This window comes from Salipiger thiooxidans, assembly GCF_900102075.1.
In the GTDB taxonomy this organism is placed as follows: domain Bacteria; phylum Pseudomonadota; class Alphaproteobacteria; order Rhodobacterales; family Rhodobacteraceae; genus Salipiger; species Salipiger thiooxidans.
The window spans coordinates 272,935-293,102 of the sequence record NZ_FNAV01000002.1 but is presented as its reverse complement, the minus strand read 5'-3'; the positions used below and the strand labels follow the sequence as shown (position 1 = coordinate 293,102).

Annotated in this window: 18 protein-coding genes; 8 read left to right on the top strand and 10 right to left on the bottom strand. The window is 69.8% G+C overall.

The window, feature by feature from the left end:
* Positions 1-8 precede the first annotated feature (8 nt).
* Positions 9-1,304: a guanine deaminase gene (gene guaD, locus BLQ77_RS03645; protein WP_089955547.1), complete on the bottom strand. Its 1,296-nt coding sequence runs from the start codon at positions 1,302-1,304 to the stop codon at positions 9-11.
* A 140-nt stretch (positions 1,305-1,444) separates the two neighbouring features.
* Between guaD and mgtE the strand changes: the two genes are divergently transcribed.
* The 3 genes from mgtE (at position 1,445) to dps (ending at position 4,001) form a co-directional block, all read left to right on the top strand.
* Positions 1,445-2,842, top strand: a complete 1,398-nt coding sequence (gene mgtE / locus BLQ77_RS03640) for a magnesium transporter (RefSeq protein ID WP_008883697.1) — start codon at positions 1,445-1,447, stop codon at positions 2,840-2,842.
* A complete protein-coding gene (locus BLQ77_RS03635; RefSeq protein ID WP_008884440.1) occupies positions 2,839-3,402 on the top strand; it encodes a 5-formyltetrahydrofolate cyclo-ligase in 564 nt (187 codons plus the stop codon). Before mgtE ends, BLQ77_RS03635 begins: the two co-directional genes overlap by 4 nt.
* Positions 3,403-3,515: 113 nt before the next feature.
* Positions 3,516-4,001 (top strand): DNA starvation/stationary phase protection protein Dps, encoded by a 486-nt coding sequence (dps, locus tag BLQ77_RS03630; protein ID WP_008885160.1) that lies wholly within the window; start codon positions 3,516-3,518, stop codon positions 3,999-4,001.
* Between the two features lie 330 nt (positions 4,002-4,331).
* On the opposite strand, the gene purD is transcribed toward dps, so the two are convergent.
* On the bottom strand, positions 4,332-5,594 hold the full coding sequence (purD, locus tag BLQ77_RS03625) for a phosphoribosylamine--glycine ligase (RefSeq protein ID WP_089955841.1): 1,263 nt from the start codon (positions 5,592-5,594) through the stop codon (positions 4,332-4,334).
* A gap of 135 nt (positions 5,595-5,729) precedes the next feature.
* Here purD and BLQ77_RS03620 point away from each other — a divergent pair, with 135 nt between their 5' ends.
* Together BLQ77_RS03620 and xseA are read left to right on the top strand one after the other, a co-directional pair.
* Positions 5,730-5,960, top strand: a complete 231-nt coding sequence (locus BLQ77_RS03620; protein ID WP_089955544.1) for a hypothetical protein — start codon at positions 5,730-5,732, stop codon at positions 5,958-5,960.
* Positions 5,961-6,064: 104 nt separating this feature from the next.
* Positions 6,065-7,537, top strand: a complete 1,473-nt coding sequence (gene xseA, locus BLQ77_RS03615; protein WP_089955538.1) for an exodeoxyribonuclease VII large subunit — start codon at positions 6,065-6,067, stop codon at positions 7,535-7,537.
* A gap of 69 nt (positions 7,538-7,606) precedes the next feature.
* On the opposite strand, the gene BLQ77_RS03610 is transcribed toward xseA, so the two are convergent.
* Both BLQ77_RS03610 and BLQ77_RS03605 read right to left on the bottom strand, forming a co-directional pair.
* The gene (locus BLQ77_RS03610; RefSeq protein ID WP_008885517.1) at positions 7,607-8,002 is read right to left on the bottom strand and encodes a hypothetical protein; all 396 of its coding nucleotides are present in this window, start codon (positions 8,000-8,002) and stop codon (positions 7,607-7,609) included.
* 476 nt (positions 8,003-8,478) lie between these two features.
* Entirely contained in the window at positions 8,479-9,348 is an 870-nt protein-coding gene (locus tag BLQ77_RS03605; protein WP_242661624.1) for a lytic transglycosylase domain-containing protein, read from the bottom strand.
* A 202-nt stretch (positions 9,349-9,550) separates the two neighbouring features.
* On the opposite strand from BLQ77_RS03605, the gene ftsY reads away from it, so the two are divergent.
* Both ftsY and BLQ77_RS03595 read left to right on the top strand, forming a co-directional pair.
* Positions 9,551-10,912: a signal recognition particle-docking protein FtsY gene (gene ftsY / locus BLQ77_RS03600; protein WP_089955535.1), complete on the top strand. Its 1,362-nt coding sequence runs from the start codon at positions 9,551-9,553 to the stop codon at positions 10,910-10,912.
* 383 nt (positions 10,913-11,295) lie between these two features.
* Positions 11,296-11,907 carry an inner membrane-spanning protein YciB gene (locus BLQ77_RS03595; protein ID WP_089955531.1) on the top strand — a complete coding sequence of 204 codons (612 nt, stop codon included), beginning with the start codon at positions 11,296-11,298 and terminating at the stop codon, positions 11,905-11,907.
* Between the two features lie 76 nt (positions 11,908-11,983).
* Here BLQ77_RS03595 and BLQ77_RS03590 read toward each other — a convergent pair whose 3' ends face one another.
* From BLQ77_RS03590 to BLQ77_RS03580, 3 genes are all read right to left on the bottom strand, one after another.
* Complete coding sequence (locus tag BLQ77_RS03590) at positions 11,984-13,285, bottom strand: MFS transporter (protein WP_089955527.1); 1,302 nt, start codon at positions 13,283-13,285, stop codon at positions 11,984-11,986.
* A gap of 336 nt (positions 13,286-13,621) precedes the next feature.
* Positions 13,622-13,837 (bottom strand): DUF2842 domain-containing protein, encoded by a 216-nt coding sequence (locus BLQ77_RS03585; RefSeq protein WP_008886148.1) that lies wholly within the window; start codon positions 13,835-13,837, stop codon positions 13,622-13,624.
* Complete coding sequence (locus tag BLQ77_RS03580; protein ID WP_008886173.1) at positions 13,837-15,132, bottom strand: adenylosuccinate synthase; 1,296 nt, start codon at positions 15,130-15,132, stop codon at positions 13,837-13,839. Before BLQ77_RS03580 ends, BLQ77_RS03585 begins: the two co-directional genes overlap by 1 nt.
* Before the next feature lie 331 nt (positions 15,133-15,463).
* On the opposite strand from BLQ77_RS03580, the gene BLQ77_RS03570 reads away from it, so the two are divergent.
* Entirely contained in the window at positions 15,464-17,134 is a 1,671-nt protein-coding gene (locus BLQ77_RS03570; protein WP_089955520.1) for a putative transporter, read from the top strand.
* 19 nt (positions 17,135-17,153) lie between these two features.
* Here BLQ77_RS03570 and BLQ77_RS03565 read toward each other — a convergent pair whose 3' ends face one another.
* The 3 genes from BLQ77_RS03565 to BLQ77_RS03555 all read right to left on the bottom strand — a co-directional run bounded on the left by BLQ77_RS03565 (position 17,154) and on the right by BLQ77_RS03555 (position 20,101).
* Positions 17,154-18,083: an AEC family transporter gene (locus BLQ77_RS03565; RefSeq protein ID WP_089955517.1), complete on the bottom strand. Its 930-nt coding sequence runs from the start codon at positions 18,081-18,083 to the stop codon at positions 17,154-17,156.
* 414 nt (positions 18,084-18,497) lie between these two features.
* Positions 18,498-19,298 carry an MBL fold metallo-hydrolase gene (locus tag BLQ77_RS03560; RefSeq protein WP_089955514.1) on the bottom strand — a complete coding sequence of 267 codons (801 nt, stop codon included), beginning with the start codon at positions 19,296-19,298 and terminating at the stop codon, positions 18,498-18,500.
* A complete protein-coding gene (locus tag BLQ77_RS03555; RefSeq protein WP_089955510.1) occupies positions 19,295-20,101 on the bottom strand; it encodes a TatD family hydrolase in 807 nt (268 codons plus the stop codon). The genes BLQ77_RS03560 and BLQ77_RS03555 overlap by 4 nt, the downstream gene beginning before the upstream one ends.
* Positions 20,102-20,168 lie beyond the last annotated feature (67 nt).

Genomic DNA, 20,168 nt, shown 5'->3' with positions numbered 1-20,168 from the left:
CAAGGCCGTCAGCCGAGCGGCGCGGCCTTGCGTCCCGCCACCCAGGTCGAGTCAACGGCGCGGTCATCGCCCATCATGATGGTCGGGAAGACCGCTTCCCAGATGGTGTCTGCCTGCGCCACGCGTTGCGCGATGGCGGGCGTCGAGGCGAGGTCCAGCACCACGAAATCCGCCTCCATGCCGGGTGCGAGGTTGCCGATGCGGTCGTCGCAGCGCAGCGCCCGGGCCGAGCCCTGCGTCGCCAGCCAGAGAAGTTCCGAGGCGTGCAGCGGGCGATGGCGCAGCTGCGCGATCTCGTAGGCTGCGGCCATCGTGCGCAGCATCGAGAAGGACGAGCCGCCGCCGGTGTCTGTGGCAAGCCCGATGACCTGACCCTCCTTCGTGAGCCCGTCCATGTCGAAGAGCCCCGAGCCGATGAAGGTGTTCGAGGTCGGGCAATGCACCAGCGCCGCCCCCACCTCGCGCAGCCGGTCGCGTTCGCGCGGCTCGAGGTGGATGGCATGGCCGTAGAGCCCACCGGCACCCAGCAGCCCGTGAGCCTCGTAGGTGTCGAGGTAGTCGCGGGCCGAGGGGTAGAGCGACTTCACCCAGGCGATCTCGTCGGTCTGCTCGCTGAGGTGGGTCTGCATCAGGCAATCCGGATGCTCGGCCCAGAGCGCCCCCAGCGCCTCGAGCTGCGCCACGGTCGAGGTGGGCGAGAAGCGCGGCGTGATGACATAGGAGGCGCGGCCGGTGCCGTGCCAGCGCCGCAGCAGCGCGAGGCTTTCGTCATAGGCGCTTTGGGCGGTGTCGCGCAGCCCCTCGGGCGCGGTGTCCCGGTCCATGCAGGTGCGGCCCGCGAAGACCCGCATTCCGCGCGCCTCGGCGGCCTCGAAGAGCGCGTCGACCGAGGCCGGGTGGATGGTGCAGTAGGAACAGACCGAGGTCGTGCCATGGGCCAGCAGCAGGTCGAGGTACCGCGCCGCCACGTCCCGCGCGTAGGCGGGGTCGGCAAAGCGCATCTCCTCGGGGAAGGTGTAGTGGTTCAGCCAGTCGATCAGCCGCTTGCCCCAGCTCGCGATCATGCCGGTCTGCGGGTAGTGGGCGTGGGCGTCGACGAAGCCCGGCAGGATCAGCCCTTCGCCATGATCCACCACCTCGGCCTGCGGGTGCGAGGCGCGCATCGCGTCGGCGGGGCCGAGCGCCAGAACCTTGCCATCCTCGACCGCCAGCCCGCCGCGCCGCTCGTGCCAGACGGCGTCGTGGCCCTCGTCGAAGGGCGAGCCGTCGAAGCTCAGGATCTGTCCGAGATGCAGCGTCGCCATGTCCTGTTCCCTGTCCGCGCGTCGGGCCGGTTGTGGCCGCGCGCCAGAATGGCGATGCGGGCCGCGAAACTCAATGCGCCCTGTTGCATCTTTCCGCGATGCCCTAAACTCTGAGGCGAAGGCAAGACCGCGGAGCAGGCATGACCGAAGACACCGAAAACGCCGTGGTCGAAGAGACCCGCGACGACGAAGACGCCTACGCGCTCCAGCCCAAGAGCGTGGCGGCCATCCTCTATGCGGTCGACGTCGGCGACCGGGAGAAGCTCGTCGAGCTGATGGAGCCGCTTCACGCCGCCGACATCGCCGACCTTCTCGAACAGATCAACGCCTTCGACCGGATGCGTCTGATCAAGCTCTACGACAAGGAATTCGACGGCGAGATCCTGTCCGAACTGGACGAATCGATCCGCGAGGACGTGATCCGCGCCCTGCATCCGGCGGTTCTGGCCGAGGCCGTGCGCGAGCTCGAATCGGACGACGTGGTCGACCTTCTGGAAGACCTCGACCAGGCCCAGCAGGAAGCCATCCTCGAGGTGCTCGAGGACAGCGACCGGGTCGCCGTCGAGCAGTCGCTGACCTATCCCGAATACTCCGCCGGCCGTCTCATGCAGCGCGAGGTGGTCATGGCCCCCGAGCACTGGAACGTGGGCGAGGCCATCGACTACCTGCGCTCGACCGAGGACCTGCCGGACCAGTTCTACCACATCGTGCTGGTCGACCCGAAGCTGCGGCCCATCGGCAACGTGGCGCTGGGGCGGCTCATGGCATCGCGCCGCGAGGTGCTGCTGCGCTCGATCATCTCGGACACGTTCCACGTCTTCCCGGTGACCCGCCCCGAGGGCGAGGTGGCCTATGCCTTCAACCAGTATCACCTGATCTCGGCGCCCGTCGTGGACGAGAACGAGCGGCTGGTCGGTGTCATCACCATCGACGATGCCATGGCCGTGCTAGACGAGGAGCACGAGGAGGACATCCTGCGCCTCGCCGGTGTGGGCGAGGAGAGCCGCCTCTCGGACGGCACGGTCGAGACGGTGCGGCAGCGCCTGCCGTGGCTTGCCGTCAACCTTGCGACCGCGGTGCTGGCCTCGCTGGTCATCGCGCAGTTCGAGGACGTGCTGGCCACCGTGGTGGCGCTGGCGGTGCTGATGCCCATCGTGGCCTCAATGGGCGGCAACGCCGGCACGCAGGCGCTGACCGTCGCGGTGCGTTCGCTGGCCACCAAGGACCTGACCTCGAGCAACGTCTGGCGCATCATCCTGCGTGAACTGACGGTGGGGCTGATCAACGGGCTCTGCTTCGCCGTGGTGATGGGCATTCTCGCGCTGATCTGGTTCGGCTCACCGGTGCTGGGGCTGGTGATCGCCATCGCGATGATCATCAACCTCGTGATCGCGGGGCTTGCCGGGATCGGGGTGCCGGTGGTGCTGGAACGCTTCGGCGTCGACCCGGCGCTGGCCTCGGGCACCTTCGTGACCACGGTGACCGACGTGGTGGGCTTCTTCGCCTTCCTCGGCCTTGCCTCGGCGGTGCTGCTGTGAGCGACGCGCTGGCCGCCGCCAAGCAGGCGGCACGGACTGCCGCCTATGCCCGCCGTGCCGCCGCCCATGCCGCCGATGCGGGCAGCGCCGCCGGGCGCCTCTCCGAGCTGCTGGCGGGCCATCGCGGCGTGCCGCTGGCGGGCTACGTGCCGATCCGTTCCGAGATCGACCCGCTGCCGGCGATGGCCGAGGCCTCGGCCTATGGCCCGGTTTCGGTCCCGGTGATCGAGGCCGAGGCGACGCCTCTGCGCTTCGCCCTGTGGGAGCCCGACATGGCGCTGGTCCCGGGCCCGTTCGGCGCCCGCATCCCCGAGCGGCCCGAGTTCGTGACCCCCGAGATCGTCGTGGTGCCGCTGGTGGCCTTCACCCGAGCGGGCCACCGTCTGGGCTACGGCGGCGGCTACTACGACCGCACGCTTCAGGCGCTGCGGGGCAGGGGGCCGGTCTTCGCCATCGGCTTCGCCTACGCCGCGCAGGAGGCCCCCGAGCTGCCGCACGATCCCAACGACCAGCCACTCGATCTCATCGTCACCGAGTCCGAGGTGATTTCTCCTCAGTGACGGAACCCGCGCGGGCATGCGGACGTTCTTTTGCTGAAACCCGGACAGAACTCCCGGGCGGCGCGGGCCGGCAAGGCCGCGCCTTTATGTTGCAAGAAAGAATGGAGAGAGACATGCCGCAGAACTTCGTTCCCTTCCTCAAGGAAAACGCCCGCAAGGACATGATCGCGCTTCTCAACGAGCGTCTGGTCGACACCATCGACCTGACCAACGCCGTGAAGCAGGCGCACTGGAACCTCAAGGGTGTCGGCTTCATCGGCGTGCACGAGCTGCTCGACGACGTGGCGGCGCACCTGCGCGACGGTGCGGACATGATGGCCGAGCGCGTCGCCATGATGGGCGGAATGGCCCAGGGCACCTCGGAGACGGTGGCCGAGAAGTCCTCGCTCACCGCCTATCCCACCGATATCGTGTCGGTCGAGGATCACGTGAAAGAGCTGGTGAAGCGCTTCAACGAGTATTCGACCAACGTGCGCAAGGCCATCGAGGCTGCGGACGAGGCCGGAGACGAGGACAGCGCCGACCTGTTCACCGAAGTGAGCCGCACCGCCGAGAAGGACGCGTGGTTCATCGGCTCGAACAGTGCCAAGGCCGCCTGAGCCGACACCGGCTCACACCAGTGACAGACACGCGCGGCGTCCCTGCGGGGGCGCCGCGTTGCGTTTGCGGGGATGGGTTCGGTTTTCTGGGGTCCCGTCGCGTTGGTGAGGGAGGCGTCCGGTTTGAGCAGGACCTGTCGCGTTTGCGGGGCAGGCTTCTGCCAGCGGGGCGGACGCTGCCGGTTGGTCTCGGAGGATACCCCCTTGGTTGGTCCCGGAGAGGCGTTCGCCGTCGCCCGTACCCGCCTGGCAGGGATCGCGACACCTTCCCGGAGCCATGGCGGGCCAGGCCTCAGCCCGCCAGAGTCAGGGACCGTCGCGAAACTGGGCTCAGAGCGCCCGCCAGCCGATGTCGCGGCGGCAGAAGCCCTCGGGCCAGTCCACCGCATCGACCAGCGCATAGGCGCGCTCGGCGGCCTCGGCCAGCGTCGCGCCGCGCGCCGTGGCGTTGAGCACGCGGCCACCGGTGGCCACGACCTTGCCGTCCTGCTGCGCGGTGCCCGCGTGGAACATCTGGTGGAAGCTGTCCTCGGGCAGCCCGTCGAGGCCGCCGATCACCGTGCCCTTGCGGTAGCTGCCGGGATAGCCCTCGGCGGCCAGCACCACGGTCATCGCGTGATCCTCGGCCCAGTCCACCCGCGCATCCGCCAGACGGCCCTCGGCGCAGGCGTGGATGAGGTCGAGCGCCTGCGCGCCCAGCCGCATCATCAGCACCTGGCATTCCGGATCGCCGAAGCGCACGTTGTACTCGACCAGCCGGGGCTCGCCGTTCTCGATCATCAGCCCGGCGTAGAGCACGCCGGAATAGGGCGTGCCGCGCCGCGCCATCTCGGCCATGGTCGGCTTGACGATGCGGTCGAGCGCCTTCTGCGCGATCTCGTCGGTCAGCACCGGGGCCGGGGAATAGGCGCCCATGCCGCCGGTGTTGGGGCCGGTGTCGCCTTCGCCCACGCGCTTGTGGTCCTGCGCGGTGCCGATGGGCAGCACGTCCTCGCCGTCGACCAGCACGAAGAACGAGGCTTCCTCGCCGGTCATGAACTCCTCGATCACCACCTCGGCGCCGGCCCCGCCGAAGGCGCCCCCGAACATGTCGTCGATGGCGGCGCAGGCCTCGTCGACCGTCTCGGCGATGATCACGCCCTTGCCCGCCGCGAGCCCGTCCGCCTTGACCACGATGGGCGCGCCCTGCGCCCGCACATAGGCCTTGGCGGCCTCGGCGTCGGTGAAATGGCCATAGGCCGCGGTGGGCGCGTGCGCCGCGTCGCAGATCGCCTTGGTGAAGCTCTTCGAGGCCTCGAGCTCGGCTGCCGCCTGCGACGGTCCGAAGACCAGGAAGCCCGCCTCGCGCAGCCGGTCGGCGACGCCCGCAGCCAGCGGCGCCTCGGGGCCCACGATCACCAGGTCGATGGCGTGCTCGCCCGCGAACTCGGTCACCGCGCCGCCGTCCTCGGTGTCGAGCGCCGCGCATTCCGCGATCTGCGCGATGCCGGCATTGCCCGGCGCGACGATCAGCTTGTCGCACTTGGGGTTCTGCATCACCGCCCATGCCAGCGCGTGTTCGCGCCCGCCGCCGCCGAGAATGAGAATGTTCATCGTCGTGCCACCTTTCGCCATCGCCCGCCCGTGTCTCGCCCCGGTCTCTAGCGGGGGCAGGGGAACTGCGCAACAGCCGGAACCGCTCGCTTCGGGGGACGTTCTGCCCGCAACGGCAACAGGAGACCCGTCCCGATGATCGAGAAGAGCTATCTCGTGACGCGCGACAAGGATCTCGACGATCTGCATTTCGTGCATACAGAGGACTGCCAGGTGCTGCCCGACCGGGCCCGGCTCGACCGGCTCGGTGCCTTCGAGCGCTGCGCCCCGGCGATGGACGCCGCCCGCGAGCGCTTCCGCGCGGTCGAGGCCTGCGCGCTGTGCTGCCCGCGCTGCCGCAACGTGGCGCAGTCCGAGGCCGCCTGAGGCGTTTCGCCAAGGCGTGGTCGCCGCTGCGCCGCGGCCTTTCCCTTGCCGCCGCCGCCCGTTACCATCGGGGCAAGAGCATATGAGGCACGAGGCACCGCGGCATGGACCTTCTCGACGACGACAGCGGCAACACCCCGGAATTCTCCGTCTCCGAGCTCTCGGGCGCGGTCAAGCGGGTGATCGAGGGCGAGTTCGGCCATGTCCGCGTCAAGGGCGAGGTCGGCCGCGTGTCGCGCCCGCGCTCGGGGCACATCTACCTCGACCTCAAGGACGACCGGTCGGTGATCGCCGGCATCGTCTGGAAGGGCGTCGCCGCCCGGCTCGAGACCCAGCCCGAGGAGGGCATGGAGGTGGTGGCCACCGGGCGCCTCACCACCTTCCCCGGCCAGTCCAAGTACCAGATCGTCATCGAGGACATCCGCCCGGCGGGCCTCGGCGCGCTGATGGCGATGCTCGAGAAGCGCAAGGCGCTGTTGCAGGCCGAGGGGCTCTTCGACGCCTCCCGCAAGCGGCCGCTGCCCTACCTGCCCGAGGTGATCGGCGTGGTGACCTCGCCCTCGGGGGCGGTGATCCGCGACATCCTGCACCGGCTGCGCGACCGTTTCCCGCGCAAGGTGCTGATCTGGCCGGTGGCGGTGCAGGGGCAGAACTGCGCCCCCGAGGTGGTGCGCGCCATCGAGGGCTTTAACGCGCTCAGCCCCGGCGGCGCCCTGCCGCGCCCGGACCTGCTGATCGTGGCCCGTGGCGGCGGCTCGGTCGAGGATCTCTGGGGCTTCAATGAAGAGGCGGTCGCCCGCGCCGCCGCCGCCTCGCAGATCCCGCTGATCTCGGCGGTGGGGCACGAGACCGACACCACGCTCATCGACTTCGTGTCCGACCGGCGCGCGCCCACGCCCACCGCCGCCGCCGAGATCGCGGTGCCGGTGCGCATGGAGCTGCTGTCCTGGACCGGCGAGGCGGGCGTCCGCATGACCCGCGCCATGGGCCAGCGGATCGAGGTGCGTTCGCAGCGCCTGCGCGACCTCTCCCGCGCCCTGCCGCGCGCCGAGACCCTGCTCGACCAGCCGCGTCAGCGGCTCGACCTGCTGGGCGACCGGCTGCCCCGCGCGCTGATCCGCGGCACCGAGCAGCGGCGCGTGGCGCTTTCCGATGTGGCCGGCGCCCTGCGCCCGTCGCTGCTGACCCGGGTCATCGCCCATGGCCGCGAATCGCTGGGACGGCGCACCGACCGGCTGTCGCTGCGCCCGATCGAGCGCGAGATCGCGCAGGGCCGCGACCGGCTCGCCACGCTCTCGCGCCGGCTGGAAGAAAGTGCCACCCGCCGGCTCGACGATCCGGCCCGCAAGCTCGACGGGCTGTCGCGGCTGCTCGAGACGCTGAGCTACAAGGGCACGCTGGCGCGCGGCTACGCGGTGGTGCGCAGTGCCGAGGGCACGATCCTCACCCACAAGGCCGCAGCCCAGAACGCCGCCGGGCTCGAGATCGAGTTCAGCGACGGCCGTTTCACGCTGGGCGGCAAGGCCCGTCCCAAGCGCAAGGACACACCGGCGCCGGAGCAGGGCAGCCTGCTCTGAGCGCCTGTTCATGCGCGTAGGTCGTCGGGAAAAGCGCGCTGCCCGCGCCGTGCGCTTGTGGGGGTGGGCTCAGACGCCGACGTCCGGGCCGAGGCACATCATCGGCTGGTCGTCCTGCTGCGCCTCGTAGAGCACCGTGCTGTCGGGATCGTTCTCGAACACCGCGCGGAGCTTGCCGCCCTCGCGGAAGAAGCTCCAGCACTGCGGTGCCGGCTGGTCCTCGTAGACGAAGCAGATCATGCCGGCCTCGTCGTACCAGAACCCGTCCTTGCACTGGCCGTCGAGGAACGACCAGCGCACCTGCCGGTCGGGCAGGTATTCCTCGACCCCGTAGGCGGTGCCTTCCTGGCCGAAGTAGAGCGTCTTGCCCTGCACGTAGGATTCGAACTCGGAGGCGGACATCGGCTGCGCCGCCGCGAGGGGCGACGCGAGGACGGTCAGAAGGAGGGGCAGCAGCGCACGCATGCCAGCACCCTGCCAGACCTCGCCCCCCGAGGGAAGGGCGCAGGCCCCGCGCCGAGGGGTGGGATTTGGAAACATCCGGAGCGGCCCGCGAGAGCTCCGGCCCGGGTCGGCCCTGACGCGCACCGGGCTGTCATCCGCTGCCACGGTTTTGGAATGCAGGTAAGCTCGCCAACGCGATCAGGGGCTGTCGTGCGGGGCCGCGACGCAGCGCTCGCCCGTCCTCGACGCCTTTGCCTCCGGCGCACCATTTCCGGCAGCGTCGTCGCGCCCGCCGCCTGCCCCTGTCCTGCGCCGGTTCACGCCCGCCTGACCTCGAGACGGGCGGCGCCGCGGCGACCGCCGTGTCACGCCATGCCGCTTCCACCGATTGGCAGGCCATGCTGCGCCTATCAAGCAACAGACCGTCCTGCGCCGACCATGCGTTACGCCAATCCCGTGCCGACCAAACGTCAGGCCACGCGGCGACGCACAGGCGCTCAACCGTTGGCGTAGACCGCGCAGGCGCAGCCCCGCGCCTTGAGCTTCGTGCAGTAGCGCCAGCCCTCTGCGAGGCTGTCGCGGCCGATCCTTGCCATCCAGTAGCCGCCGCGCGGGCTGGCGCGGCTCTTCTGCCAGACCAGCTCCGGATCCTCTTCCGCCACCAGCGCGGCGCAGGACCTTACCCGCACCCGGTACTGTTCGAGCGCCCGCGCCTTGGTGGTGCCGTAAGCCATCTGCACCCCGAACGGCGCCCGCGCCGGTTCCGGCTCGGGATAGGCGGTGAGGCGGCGGTTGCGGGCGAGATCGTGGCAGGCCTCTGCGAAGGGCACGCCGGGCTGCAAGCGGTAGTCATGCGCCTCGGGCGGATCCTCGGCCCATGTCCCGGCATCGACACCGGTGACGATGCGCACGTAATCGACGGTCTCGCGGGGCAGGGCGGCGTCCTGCGCCATCAGCGCCTCGGCGCGGCGCTCGCCGCCATTGTAGGCCACCGCCGCAAGCCCGGGGTTGCCGTAGCGCCGCACCAGCTCGCCCAGGTACTCGGCGGAATACTCCATCGCCTCGGCGGGATTGTACGGGTCGTGGAGCCCGCGCAGCCTCGCGGTCGAGGGGATGAACTGCGCGATGCCCTGCGCGTTGGCGTGGCTCAGCGCGTTGGGATCGAAGCGGCTCTCCTGCCAGAGCAGCCGCGCGAAGAAGCCGGGCTCGAGCCCGTTACGCAGGGCGAAATGCTCGATGGCCTGGCAGGTGTCGTGCACGACCTGGCTCGGCCGGATGCACTCGACGGGCCCGAAGGTGCCGGGCGAGCACAGGGTGCCGGGCTCGGGAAGTGGCGCCTCGGGGCCGGCCCGCAGCGGGGCGGCCATGGCCAGAAATCCGAAGAGGAGCACCACCCGCCACATGCCGTCACTTGGCCGCGCCCGCCGCCGGAGGTCAACTCACAGTTTCGTCGCGGGCGGCCCCGCGCGGGTGCTGAACGGCATCTAAGACACAAACCGCCGCCGGGTGCTTTAGCTTCCGCCCGAAACGCTCTATCTGAGGGGGAACGGCAGATCAGGGGTCCCGTCCATGTCCTTCTTCGGCAAGCTCAAGAACAAGCTCTTCAAGTCCTCCTCGAAACTCGAGGAAGGGCTCGACGCCATCATGCAGGAGGGCGGCACCGAGGACGCGCCCGAGCCGTCCTCGCCGACGCCGACGCCGACGCCCACGCCGCAACCGGCGACCCCGACGCCCGCCCCGGCGGACGTGCCGCCGCCGCCCGCCGAGACGCCCGAGCCCCCGGTCGAGACGCCGGCGCCCACGCCCAGCGAGACGCCGCCGCAGACCCCGGGCGAGATCGTTCCCCCGTCCGATCCCGCGCCGACCCCGGCCGGGACCCCGGCTCCGGGCCCCGACGCGACGCCGCCCGCCGATCCGATGCCCGCGCCCGCGCCCGAGATCGCACCGCCGCCGCCGCTCGAGATGCCGGTGCCGCGCGACCCCGAACCGGTGTCCCCGCCGGTCGAGACCCCGACCGAGACTCCGACCGAGACCCCGCGCAGCGGCTTCCTCGGGCGCCTCTTCGGCCGCGAACCGGCGGGCGCCCCTGTGGTGCGCCGCGTGCTCGACGACGAGATGCTGGAAAGCCTCGAGGAGCTGCTGATCGCCGCCGACATGGGCGTCGACACGGCGCTGCGGGTGTCCGCCAACATCGCCGAGGGGCGCTTCGGCAAGCGCGTCTCGACGCAGGAGATCAAGCAGGCGCTCGCCGGCGAGGTCGCCCGGATCATGGAGCCGGTGGCGCGGCCGCTGCCGCTCTACCCCAAAAAGCCGCAGGTGGTGCTGGTGGTCGGCGTGAACGGCTCGGGCAAGACAACGACCATCGGCAAGCTCGCCTCGCAGTTCCGTGCTGCGGGCAAGTCGGTGGTGATCGCGGCCGGTGACACCTTCCGCGCCGCCGCCGTCGAGCAGCTTCAGGTCTGGGGCCAGCGCGCCGGCGTGCCGGTGCTGACCGCGCCCGAGGGCTCGGACCCGGCGAGCCTCGCCTTCGACGCCATGAGCAAGGCCCAGGCCGAGGGCGCGGACCTGCTGATGATCGACACCGCAGGCCGCCTGCAGAACCGCCAGGACCTGATGGAGGAGCTGGCCAAGATTGTCCGCGTGATCCGCAAGAAGGACCCAGACGCCCCGCACAACACGCTCCTGGTGCTCGACGCCACCACCGGCCAGAACGCGCTCAACCAGGTCGAGATCTTCCGGCAGGTGGCGGACGTCTCGGGGCTGGTCATGACCAAGCTCGACGGCACCGCCAAGGGCGGCGTGCTGGTGGCGCTGGCCGACCGCTTCGGCCTGCCGATCCACGCCATCGGCGTGGGCGAACAGATCGACGACCTCGCCCCCTTCGATCCCGAGGAATTCGCCGCGGCCCTCACTGGCCTCGACAACGGCTGACAGGGCCCGGGCGCGCGCCCAAATGCGCGCCCGGCCCCTCACACCGCTCGGACACACCGCCCGAGCGGCGCCGCCAAACCTCCTCCTCCCATGCGCCGCGCCCCAAGCGACCACGGCACACGGACCGCCAACACAGGCACGCCCCTCGGCAAGGAGCACCCCCTCCTTCATCTTGCCAGATAAACTCCCGCCGGAGGCGTCCTGCCGCCTCCGCCCGCGAAGCGCCCGTCATCGCGCACCGGCACTCCGCACCAGCCCCCGCTCCTTCATCTTGCAAGATAAACTCCCGCCGGAGGCATCCCGCCACCTCCGACAGTGCACCGCCTGCCATTGAGAACCGGCGCCGCCGCGGCTATCTCTCGTGCAAACAACGGGAGAGCCGCATGGCCGCGAAACAGATCAACCCTTTCCTGAAGTCGGCGCTCGAGATCGGCCCGATCCTCGTCTTCTTCGCCGCCTACCTGCTCCTGAAGGACCGGACCTTCACTCTCGGCGGCACCGAGTATCAGGGCTTCATCCTCGTCACCGCAGGCTTCATCCCGCTGATGCTGGCCTGCACCGCGGCGCTCTGGAAGCTCACCGGTCACCTGAGCCCGATGCAGATCGTCACCTCGGTGCTGATCGTGGTCTTCGGCGGGCTCTCGGTCTGGCTCAACGACGACCGTTTCTTCAAGATGAAGCCCACGCTGATCTACCTGCTCTTCGGCACTGCGCTCGGCATCGGCCTGTTGCGGGGCGAAAGCTACCTGCGGACCGTGATGGAGGGGGTGATGCCGCTCAAGCGCGAGGGCTGGATGATCCTCACCAGGCGCGTCACGGCGCTGTTCTTCGGGCTCGCGCTGCTGAACGAGGTGATCTGGCGCACGATGAGCACCGAGAGCTGGGTCTATTTCAAGACTTTCGGCCTCACCGCCGCGGTGTTTGCCTTCTTCATGACGCAGGGCAAGCTCTTCAAGCGCTACGGCATCGAAGAGGCCGAGGGGAAGGCGGAATAGCCCCCCTGAGCACCGGACAGAATAAAGCGGCGGGCCCTCGGGTCCGCCGCTTTCGTTTCTCGGGACAGGCCGGTCTTCAGACCTTGCCTCGGGCGCTCGCGAAGATGCAGAGCAGGGTGATCAGCGCGGCGGCGCAGAGGTAGTAGCCGACGTAGGCGATGCCGTGGTTGGCCTGCAGCCAGGTCGCGATGTAGGGCGCCAGCGAGGCCCCGAAGATGCCCGCGAAGTTGAAGGTGATCGACGATCCGGTGTAGCGCACCCGGGTCGGGAAGGGGGCGGCCAGCGCGGTGCCGATCAGGCCGTAGGTCATGCCCATCAGCGCCATGCCCAGCGTCACGAAGCCAAGGATGCGGGCCTCGTTCGCGACCATCAGCACCGGCACGAGGAACGAGAAGGCGGCGATGGCGAGGGTGGTCGCGATCAGCACCTCGCGGCGGCCGAAGCGTTCCGCCGAGAGGCCGGCGATCGGGATGAAGATGCCGAAGACGATGGAGCCCCAGATCTGGATCGCCAGCGCGTCGGTGAAGGGGATCTTCACGACCTTGACGTTGTAGCTGAGCAGGTAGGCGGTCGAGATGTAGAACAGCACGAAGGTCGCCAGCGCCACGAAGGTTCCAAGAACGATCGAGACCTTGTGCTTGGCGAAGAGCTCGATGACCGGGACGGCGACGCGCTCCTCGTTCTCGATGGCCTTCTGGAAGTCCGGAGTCTCGGTGATCGACAGGCGCACCCAGAGGCCGACGATGATCAGCACCAGCGAGGCGACGAAGGGAATGCGCCAGCCCCAGCTCAGGAGGGTCTCCTGCGGCATGAACTGGAGCAGGATCCAGAACAGGCCTGACGACAGGAAGAGGCCGACCGGAGCGCCGAGCTGCGGGAACATGCCGTACCAGTTCTTCTTGCCCTCGGGGGCGTTCTCGGTCGCCATGAGCACCGCGCCGCCCCATTCGCCGCCAAGACCGAAGCCCTGGCCGAAGCGGCAGAGCGCCAGCAGCAGCGGCGCCACGACGCCGATCTGCTCGTAGGTGGGCAGCAGACCGATGACGACGGTCGAGATGCCCATGGTGAGCAGGGCGGCGACCAGCGTCGCCTTGCGGCCGATGCGGTCACCGAAGTGGCCGAAGACCACGGCGCCGAGCGGGCGCGCGAAGAAGGCGATGGAGAAGGTCGCGAAGGAGGCCAGCAGCGCCGTCATCGGATCGCTGTTGGGGAAGAACAGCGCGGGGAATACCAGCACGGCCGCCGTGGCATACACGTAGAAATCGAAGAACTCGATGGTGGTGCCGACGAGGCTCGCAGTCAGAACCTTGGCGGGGGAGTTGAGAACCGGCTGGCCCTTTGAGGCCGCCGTTTCAAAATCGGCGGTGCTGTCAGTCATTTTATTACTTTTCCGTTCGCGCTTGAGACACTTATTTTTTCGAGAGGTTCCGTTAACGCGAACGGCGGGCGGAGTCAGCGGGCGTGCACCTGTTGATTTGACAGCCCCGCCATGCCCATGGCGCATGGCCCGGTCGCGCCAGCGCGCCGCTTCCTGGGGCGGAGTGAGCTGGCCGCAGGGCCAGTCACGCCTTGATCATGTCGGGAAAGGGCGTGTTTTTTTGAGCGTTATCAGAAAGATGAAGGGCCTTCGCAAAGGCCCTGTCGCCGCCGCAAGGCGACATTTATCTCTCGGCAAGGCCCTCTGCCGGACCCTTTGGCCGCGGGGGCCATGCGCTCAGGCGTCGGGGTCTTCGCGGCCGACGCCCTTGAAGACGAAGCGGAACGGCACGGCCCAGAGGAACCCGAGTGCCACGTAAACGAGGAGTTCCGCCCAGATCGGCGGCCGGTCGAGAGCGTTCACGATGCTGACTGCCGCCACGATATAGAGCGGCAGCCAGACCACGAGCAGAAGCAGCGAGAGCCGCTTCCGCGTCTTGTGCTTGAGTGCCATCAGTCCTCGAACGGGTCGGTGACGAGGATGGTGTCCTCGCGCTCGGGCGAGGTCGAGAGCATGGCGACCGGGCAGCCGATCAGCTCTTCGATGCGGCGCACGTATTTCACCGCGGCGCCGGGCAGGTCGTTCCACGAGCGCGCGCCCTCGGTCGACTCGCTCCAGCCTTCCATCTCCTCGTAGACCGGCACGCAGCGTTCCTGCTGCTCGGTGGCGATCGGCAGGTGGTCGAGGATCTCGCCGTCGAGCTGGTAGCCGGTGCAGATCTTGATCTTCTCGAACCCGTCCAGCACGTCGAGCTTGGTCAGCGAGATGCCGTTCATGCCCGAGGTGGCGCAGGTCTGGCGCACCAGCACCGCGTCGAACCAGCCGCAGCGGCGTTTGCGGCCCGTCACGGTGCCGAACTCGCGGCCACGCTCGCCGAGGCGCTGGCCGTCGTCGTCATCCAGCTCGGTCGGGAAGGGGCCTTCGCCGACGCGGGTGGTGTAGGCCTTCACGATGCCGAGCACGAAGTCGATGCCGCCCGGGCCGATGCCGGTGCCGGTGGCGGCCTGACCCGCGATCACGTTCGACGAGGTGACGAAGGGGTAGGTCCCGAAATCGATGTCGAGCAGCGCGCCCTGTGCGCCCTCGAAGAGAATGCGCTTGCCGGCGCGGCGCTTCTCGTTGAGCACCTTCCAGACGGGGCCTGCGTATTTCAGGATCTCGGGCGCGATCTCCTTGAGGCTGTCGATCAGCGCCGCGCGGTCGACGGCCGGCAGGCCGAGGCCCTTGCGCAGCGCGTCGTGGTGCAGCAGCGCGCGGTCGACGCGCACCTCAAGCGTGGCGAGATCGGCAAGGTCCGCGACGCGCACCGAGCGGCGGCCGACCTTGTCCTCGTAGGCCGGGCCGATGCCGCGGCCGGTGGTGCCGATCTTCGAGCCCTTGCTGGCGGCCTCTTCGCGGGCGCGGTCGAGCTCGCCGTGAATCGGAAGGATCAGCGGGGTGTTCTCGGCGATCATCAGCGTCTCGGGCGTGATCTCGACGCCCTGTTCGCGGATCTGCGCGATTTCCTTCACGAGGTGCCACGGGTCGAGCACCACGCCGTTGCCGATCACCGACATCTTGCCGCCGCGCACCACGCCCGACGGAAGGGCGTTGAGCTTGAACACCTTGCCGTCGATCACGAGGGTATGGCCTGCGTTGTGGCCCCCCTGGAAACGGGCGATCACGTCGGCCCGGCTCGACAGCCAGTCCACGATCTTGCCTTTGCCCTCGTCGCCCCACTGGGCGCCCACGACGACCACGTTTGCCATAGCTCACCTGTCCTTTTGGAGGTCCAAACGCGCCTCGTATAGCGAAGCGCAGGACGGGGCGAAACCGCGAATTTGCCCCTCGGAGACCGCTTTGGCACAGAGCTTTGCGCTCAGGGCGGCATTTCCCGTGCGCATCCCGTCCCCGGCACGCGTGCGGCCCTGCGACTCGGCCCGGATGGGGGGCTGCGGGGCCCATGCCTGCCCGATCCTTTGGCCCGATCCCCCTGCGCGGCGCCGGGTCGCGGTCCCCGGCATTGCGTTTTGCTGCAGGGCGGCATGAACTTGGCGGGCGACTCGCCCACGCGCGGCGGGCGGCAGGAGGAACGATGCGATGACCGGGCTCAACTTGGGAGAGGTGGCGCAGGCCACCATGGCGCTGGCGCTGGCGGGCGTGCTCGGGCTGCTGCTTGGGCGTCTCAGCATCCGCGGCGTCGGGCTGGGCATCGGCGGGGTGCTCTTCGCGGGCATCGCGCTCGGTGACGTCTCCGCGCGGCTCGGGCTGCATTTCAACGCCGAGATGATGGAGTTCGTGCGCGAATTCGGGCTGATCCTCTTCGTCTTCACCATCGGCATCCAGGTCGGGCCCGGCTTCTTCGGCTCGTTGCGCCGCTCGGGGCTGCAGCTGAACCTCGCCGCGGCGTCGGTGGTGGTGCTCGGCGTGCTGGTGACGCTGGCGGTGCATTTCGCCTTCGACGTGCCGGTGCAGGCGCTGGTGGGGATCATGTCGGGGGCGGTGACCAACACGCCCGGGCTCGGTGCCGCGACGCAGGCGCTTGCGGACGTGGGCGCGGGCGCCGACGCGGTGGCGATGCCGTCGCTGGGCTATGCGGTGGCCTATCCCTTCGGCATCGTGGGCATCCTGCTGTCGATGCTGCTGCTGCGCTTTATCACCCGCGTCGACATTCCCGCCGAGGCCGAGGCCTATGACGCGCAGCGCCGCCGCGGGTCGGGCTCGCTGCCGTCGCTCGACGTGGTGGTCGAGAACCGCAACCTCGACGGGCTGCGGCTGGCCGAGGTGCCGGGACTGTTCGACGCCGGCGTTGTACCCTCGCGGATGCGCAAGGACGGGGCGCTGCTGGTGCCACAGCGCGACAGCGTGCTGGCCTGCGGCGACGTGCTGCACCTCGTCGGGCCCACCGAGAAGCTGCAGGCGATGCGGCTGGTGCTGGGCAGCGAGGCCGCGGCGCCGCTCACCACCAAGGGCACCGACCTCGCGTGGGCGCGCGTCGTGGTCACCGACCGCCACGCCTCGGGGCACCGGCTGCGGTCGCTGCGGCTCGAGGAGAGCTACGGCGTCTCGGTGTCGCGCATCAACCGGGCCGGGACCGAGCTGCCCGCGCAGGGCGACAGCACGCTCGAGTTCGGCGACATCGTCACCGTCGTCGGCCCGCGCGACAGCATCGACCGGGTGCGCGGCATTCTCGGCGACGAGAGCCGGAGGCTCGACGAGGTGGATTTCCCGGGCGTGTTCCTCGGCATCGTGCTGGGGGTGCTGCTGGGCAGCATCCCGATCGCCGTTCCCGGACTGCCGGCGCCGCTGAAGCTGGGGCTCGCGGGCGGGCCGCTGGTGGTGGCGATCCTGCTCGGGCGGCTGGGCAGCTGGGGGCCCTTTACCTGGGTGATGCCGCCGGTGGCCAACCACGCGCTGCGCGAGTTCGGCATCATCCTGTTCCTTGCGGTGGTGGGGCTCAAGGCCGGGGACCGGTTCCTCGACACGCTGATCACCGGCGACGGCCTCGCCTGGGTGGGCTATGGCGTGATGATCACGCTGGTGCCGCTCTTGCTGGTGGGCTTCGTGGCGCGGCTGGTCTTCGGCTTCAACTACCTCGCGCTCTGCGGCGTGCTGGCGGGCTCGATGACCGATCCGCCGGCGCTTGCCTTCGCCAACGCCCAGAGCCCCTCGGCCGCGGCGTCGGTGTCCTACGCCGCGGTCTACCCGCTGGTCATGGGGCTGCGGATCTTTGCGCCGCAGCTCCTGGTGCTGATGCTGTTCGCGATGTGAGGCCGGTCAGGGCAGCGGGTCAGGGCAGCAGGTGCAGCCAGACCCAGCTCGAGACGATGCAGAGCCCCGTCGCCAGAAGCACCGCGGTGGCGGCGACGCGTTTGGCGCGGCCGTACATGTTGGCGAAGACATAGGCGTTCACGCCCGGCGCCATGGCCGCGGTTACCACGCCCGAGCGCAGCGAGTCGGTCGACAGCCCGAAGGCCGAGCCCAGACCCCAGGTGATCGCCGGGTGCAGCCCGAGCGAGATGGCGCAGACGTAGAGCACCGTGCGCAGGTCGCCCTCGGGGCGGTAGCGGAACAGGATGCCGCCGAGCGCGAAGAGCGCTGCGGGCAGGGCGGTGCGGGTGACCATCTCGAGCGCCTGCACCACCGGGTTCGGCAGGCTGACACTCCCGAGGTTGAAGGCGACGCCGATGATGATGCCGATCACCAGCCCATTGCGGAACATGGCGCGCGCCACCGTCACCGGCAGCCGGCGCAGCCCGGTGCCCTGGGCCCGGGCGATCTCCATCGCGGTGATGCCGAGGGCGTAGCAGAACGGCGAGTGCATGGCGATGATCGCGTAGTTCCCCGCCAGCGCGTCGGTGCCGTAGGCGCGCTCGGTGATCGGCAGGCCGAGCAGCAGCGAGTTCGAGAAGAGGCAGGCGAAGCCGATGGCGACACTGTCCTGCCAGTCGCGCCCGAACAGCAGCCGCGCGCCCAGCAGCCCCGCGAGGAAGCCCGCGCTGGCGCCGGTGTAGAAGGAGATCAGCAGCGGTGCCGAGAAATTGGCGCCGAGGTCGAGCTTCCACATGGCGCTGAACAGCAGGCAGGGAATGGCGATGGTCTGGGTGAAGCCCATGAGCCCGTCGATGGCGTTTTCGGGCAGCAGCCCGCGCCACGCGGCGAGATAGCCGGCGCCGATCACGAGGAAGACCGGCAGGATGATGTCGATGAGGGCCGTCATTGCTGAGCTATGTCCGTGCGGAGAGCCGCCGTGCTGGGCGCGTCGGTGGGCAGGGAGAGTGGGGTGTCCGGGATGGGCGCCCTGTGGGGGAGCTTCGGGTGCGGCCGGGCGGCGTTGCGCATCGGGCAGGAGGTGTTGCGCCGCGCTGCGCGCGTCGCCGGGGCGCGCCGGTGCTGGGTCGGCGCAGTGCCCGGCGTGGCAGAGGCCGGGGAGCGGGGCCTCCGGCGGGAGTTTTTCCGGCAAGATGAAGGGACGGGCTGCGCGTTGTCCCGTCCGTGGCGCCGCGACGGTGTGAGCCGTGGGGCGCGGGCCGATCGGGCGGGTCCGCGCGTCGGGTGGGAGGAGCTGTGCCGTGCGGTCCTGGCCGTGGTATCGGGCGTGGGGAGAGCGGTCGCAGCCGGGCGGGGCTGCGGCTCAGAGCGCATAGCGCAGGACCATGCCGTCGTAGGCCGGGGTGATGTGCTCGGGGGTTTCGGCGGCCACGGTCTCGTAGTCGAGATCGAGGTGCATGTTGGTCAGCACGGCGCGTTTCGGCCGGGCGCGGGCGATCCATTCCAGCGCGAGGTCGAGGTGGGCGTGGCTCGGGTGCGGGGTACGGCGCAGCGCGTCGAGGATCCAGCAGTCGAGCGCCTCGAGCCGGGGCCAGACCGCCTCGGGGATGTGCAGCACGTCGGGCAGGTAGGCGAGGTCGCCGATGCGGAAGCCGAGCGCCTCGATGCTGCCGTGGTTGACCTCGAACGGCTCGAAGGTGATCGCGCCGCCGGCGCCCTCGATGGTCACCGGGCGGTCGGTGATCGTGTGCATGTCGAGGATCGGCGGGTAGGGGCTGCCCTCGGGTTGCACGAAGGCATAGGCGAAGCGCAGCAGCAGCGAGTTCTGGGTGTCGCCGTCGGCCCAGACCGGCAGCCGGGCGCGGCGGTTGAACACCACCTGCCGCAGGTCGTCGAGCCCGTGGGTGTGGTCCGCGTGGGAATGGGTCCAGAGCACCGCGTCGAGTTCGCCTATCCCTGCGTCGATGAGCTGCTGGCGCATGTCCGGCGTGGTGTCGATGAGCACGCGGGTGGTGCCCTCACCGGTCTCGCGCTCGACCAGCAGCGAGCAGCGGCGGCGGGTGTTCTTCGGGTTCTCCGGATCGCAGTCGCCCCAGTGCCCGCCCACGCGCGGCACCCCGCCCGACGATCCGCAGCCGAGGATGGTGAAGCGCAGCTCGCTCATGCGGTCTCCGGGGTCCAGGCGGCCGCCTTGGCGAAGAGCCTCTCGAAATTGGCCTCGGTGGCCTTTGCGAACGCGTCGTAGCTGAGCCCGAAGGCCTCGGCGCCGACCCTGGCGGTGTGCACGGTGTAGCCCGGCTCGTTGCGCTTGCCGCGGTAGGGCGGCGGCGCGAGGTAGGGGCTGTCGGTCTCCACGAGGATGCGCTCGAGCGGGGCCGCGGCGAAGATCTCGCGCAGGTCCTTCGACTTGGGGAAGGCCGCGATGCCCGACATCGACAGGTAGAAGCCGCAGTCGAGCGCCGCGCGGGCGAGCTCGGCCGAGGAGGAGAAGCAGTGCATCACGCAGTCGTAGGGCTGTGCCTTCCACGCCTCGGAGAGGATCCGGGCCATGTCGTCGTCGGCGGCGCGGGCGTGGATGATCAGCGGCAGGCCGGTGTCCTGCGCCGCCTCGATGTGGACGCGGAGCGAGGTCTTCTGAATCCCGGCGCTGTCGGCGCTGTAGTGGTAGTCGAGCCCGGTCTCGCCGATGCCGACGAATTTCGGGTGCTGCGCCAGCGCCTTGAGCTCGTCCAGCGTGGCGAGCGGCTCGTCGGCGGCGCTCATCGGGTGGGTGCCGGCGGCGTAGAACACCGGGTCGTGCGCCTCGGCGATGGCGCGCACCTGCGGCTCGTTGCGCAGGCGGGTGCAGATGGTGACCATCCGATGCACCCCCGCGGCGACCGCGCGGGAGATCACGTCGGCGCGTTCTTCGTCGAAATCGGGGAAGTCGAGGTGGCAGTGGCTGTCGGTGATGCGGGGGATGGTCATGGTCACGTCCTTTGCGCCCGGTTGTGAGGGAAGGGGCGCGCAGGGTCAAGCGGATGCGGCACCGCGG

Bases quoted from the DNA above. Each gene is read 5' to 3' on its own strand.
- guaD (WP_089955547.1), bottom strand. From the start codon at position 1,304: ATGGCGACGCTGCATCTCGGACAGATCCTGAGCTTCGACGGCTCGCCC.
- mgtE (WP_008883697.1), top strand. From the start codon at position 1,445: ATGACCGAAGACACCGAAAACGCCGTGGTCGAAGAGACCCGCGACGAC.
- dps (WP_008885160.1), top strand. From the start codon at position 3,516: ATGCCGCAGAACTTCGTTCCCTTCCTCAAGGAAAACGCCCGCAAGGAC.
- purD (WP_089955841.1), bottom strand. From the start codon at position 5,594: ATGAACATTCTCATTCTCGGCGGCGGCGGGCGCGAACACGCGCTGGCA.
- BLQ77_RS03620 (WP_089955544.1), top strand. From the start codon at position 5,730: ATGATCGAGAAGAGCTATCTCGTGACGCGCGACAAGGATCTCGACGAT.
- xseA (WP_089955538.1), top strand. From the start codon at position 6,065: ATGGACCTTCTCGACGACGACAGCGGCAACACCCCGGAATTCTCCGTC.
- BLQ77_RS03610 (WP_008885517.1), bottom strand. From the start codon at position 8,002: ATGCGTGCGCTGCTGCCCCTCCTTCTGACCGTCCTCGCGTCGCCCCTC.
- BLQ77_RS03605 (WP_242661624.1), bottom strand. From the start codon at position 9,348: ATGGCCGCCCCGCTGCGGGCCGGCCCCGAGGCGCCACTTCCCGAGCCC.
- ftsY (WP_089955535.1), top strand. From the start codon at position 9,551: ATGTCCTTCTTCGGCAAGCTCAAGAACAAGCTCTTCAAGTCCTCCTCG.
- BLQ77_RS03595 (WP_089955531.1), top strand. From the start codon at position 11,296: ATGGCCGCGAAACAGATCAACCCTTTCCTGAAGTCGGCGCTCGAGATC.
- BLQ77_RS03590 (WP_089955527.1), bottom strand. From the start codon at position 13,285: ATGACTGACAGCACCGCCGATTTTGAAACGGCGGCCTCAAAGGGCCAG.
- BLQ77_RS03585 (WP_008886148.1), bottom strand. From the start codon at position 13,837: ATGGCACTCAAGCACAAGACGCGGAAGCGGCTCTCGCTGCTTCTGCTC.
- BLQ77_RS03580 (WP_008886173.1), bottom strand. From the start codon at position 15,132: ATGGCAAACGTGGTCGTCGTGGGCGCCCAGTGGGGCGACGAGGGCAAA.
- BLQ77_RS03570 (WP_089955520.1), top strand. From the start codon at position 15,464: ATGACCGGGCTCAACTTGGGAGAGGTGGCGCAGGCCACCATGGCGCTG.
- BLQ77_RS03565 (WP_089955517.1), bottom strand. From the start codon at position 18,083: ATGACGGCCCTCATCGACATCATCCTGCCGGTCTTCCTCGTGATCGGC.
- BLQ77_RS03560 (WP_089955514.1), bottom strand. From the start codon at position 19,298: ATGAGCGAGCTGCGCTTCACCATCCTCGGCTGCGGATCGTCGGGCGGG.
- BLQ77_RS03555 (WP_089955510.1), bottom strand. From the start codon at position 20,101: ATGACCATCCCCCGCATCACCGACAGCCACTGCCACCTCGACTTCCCC.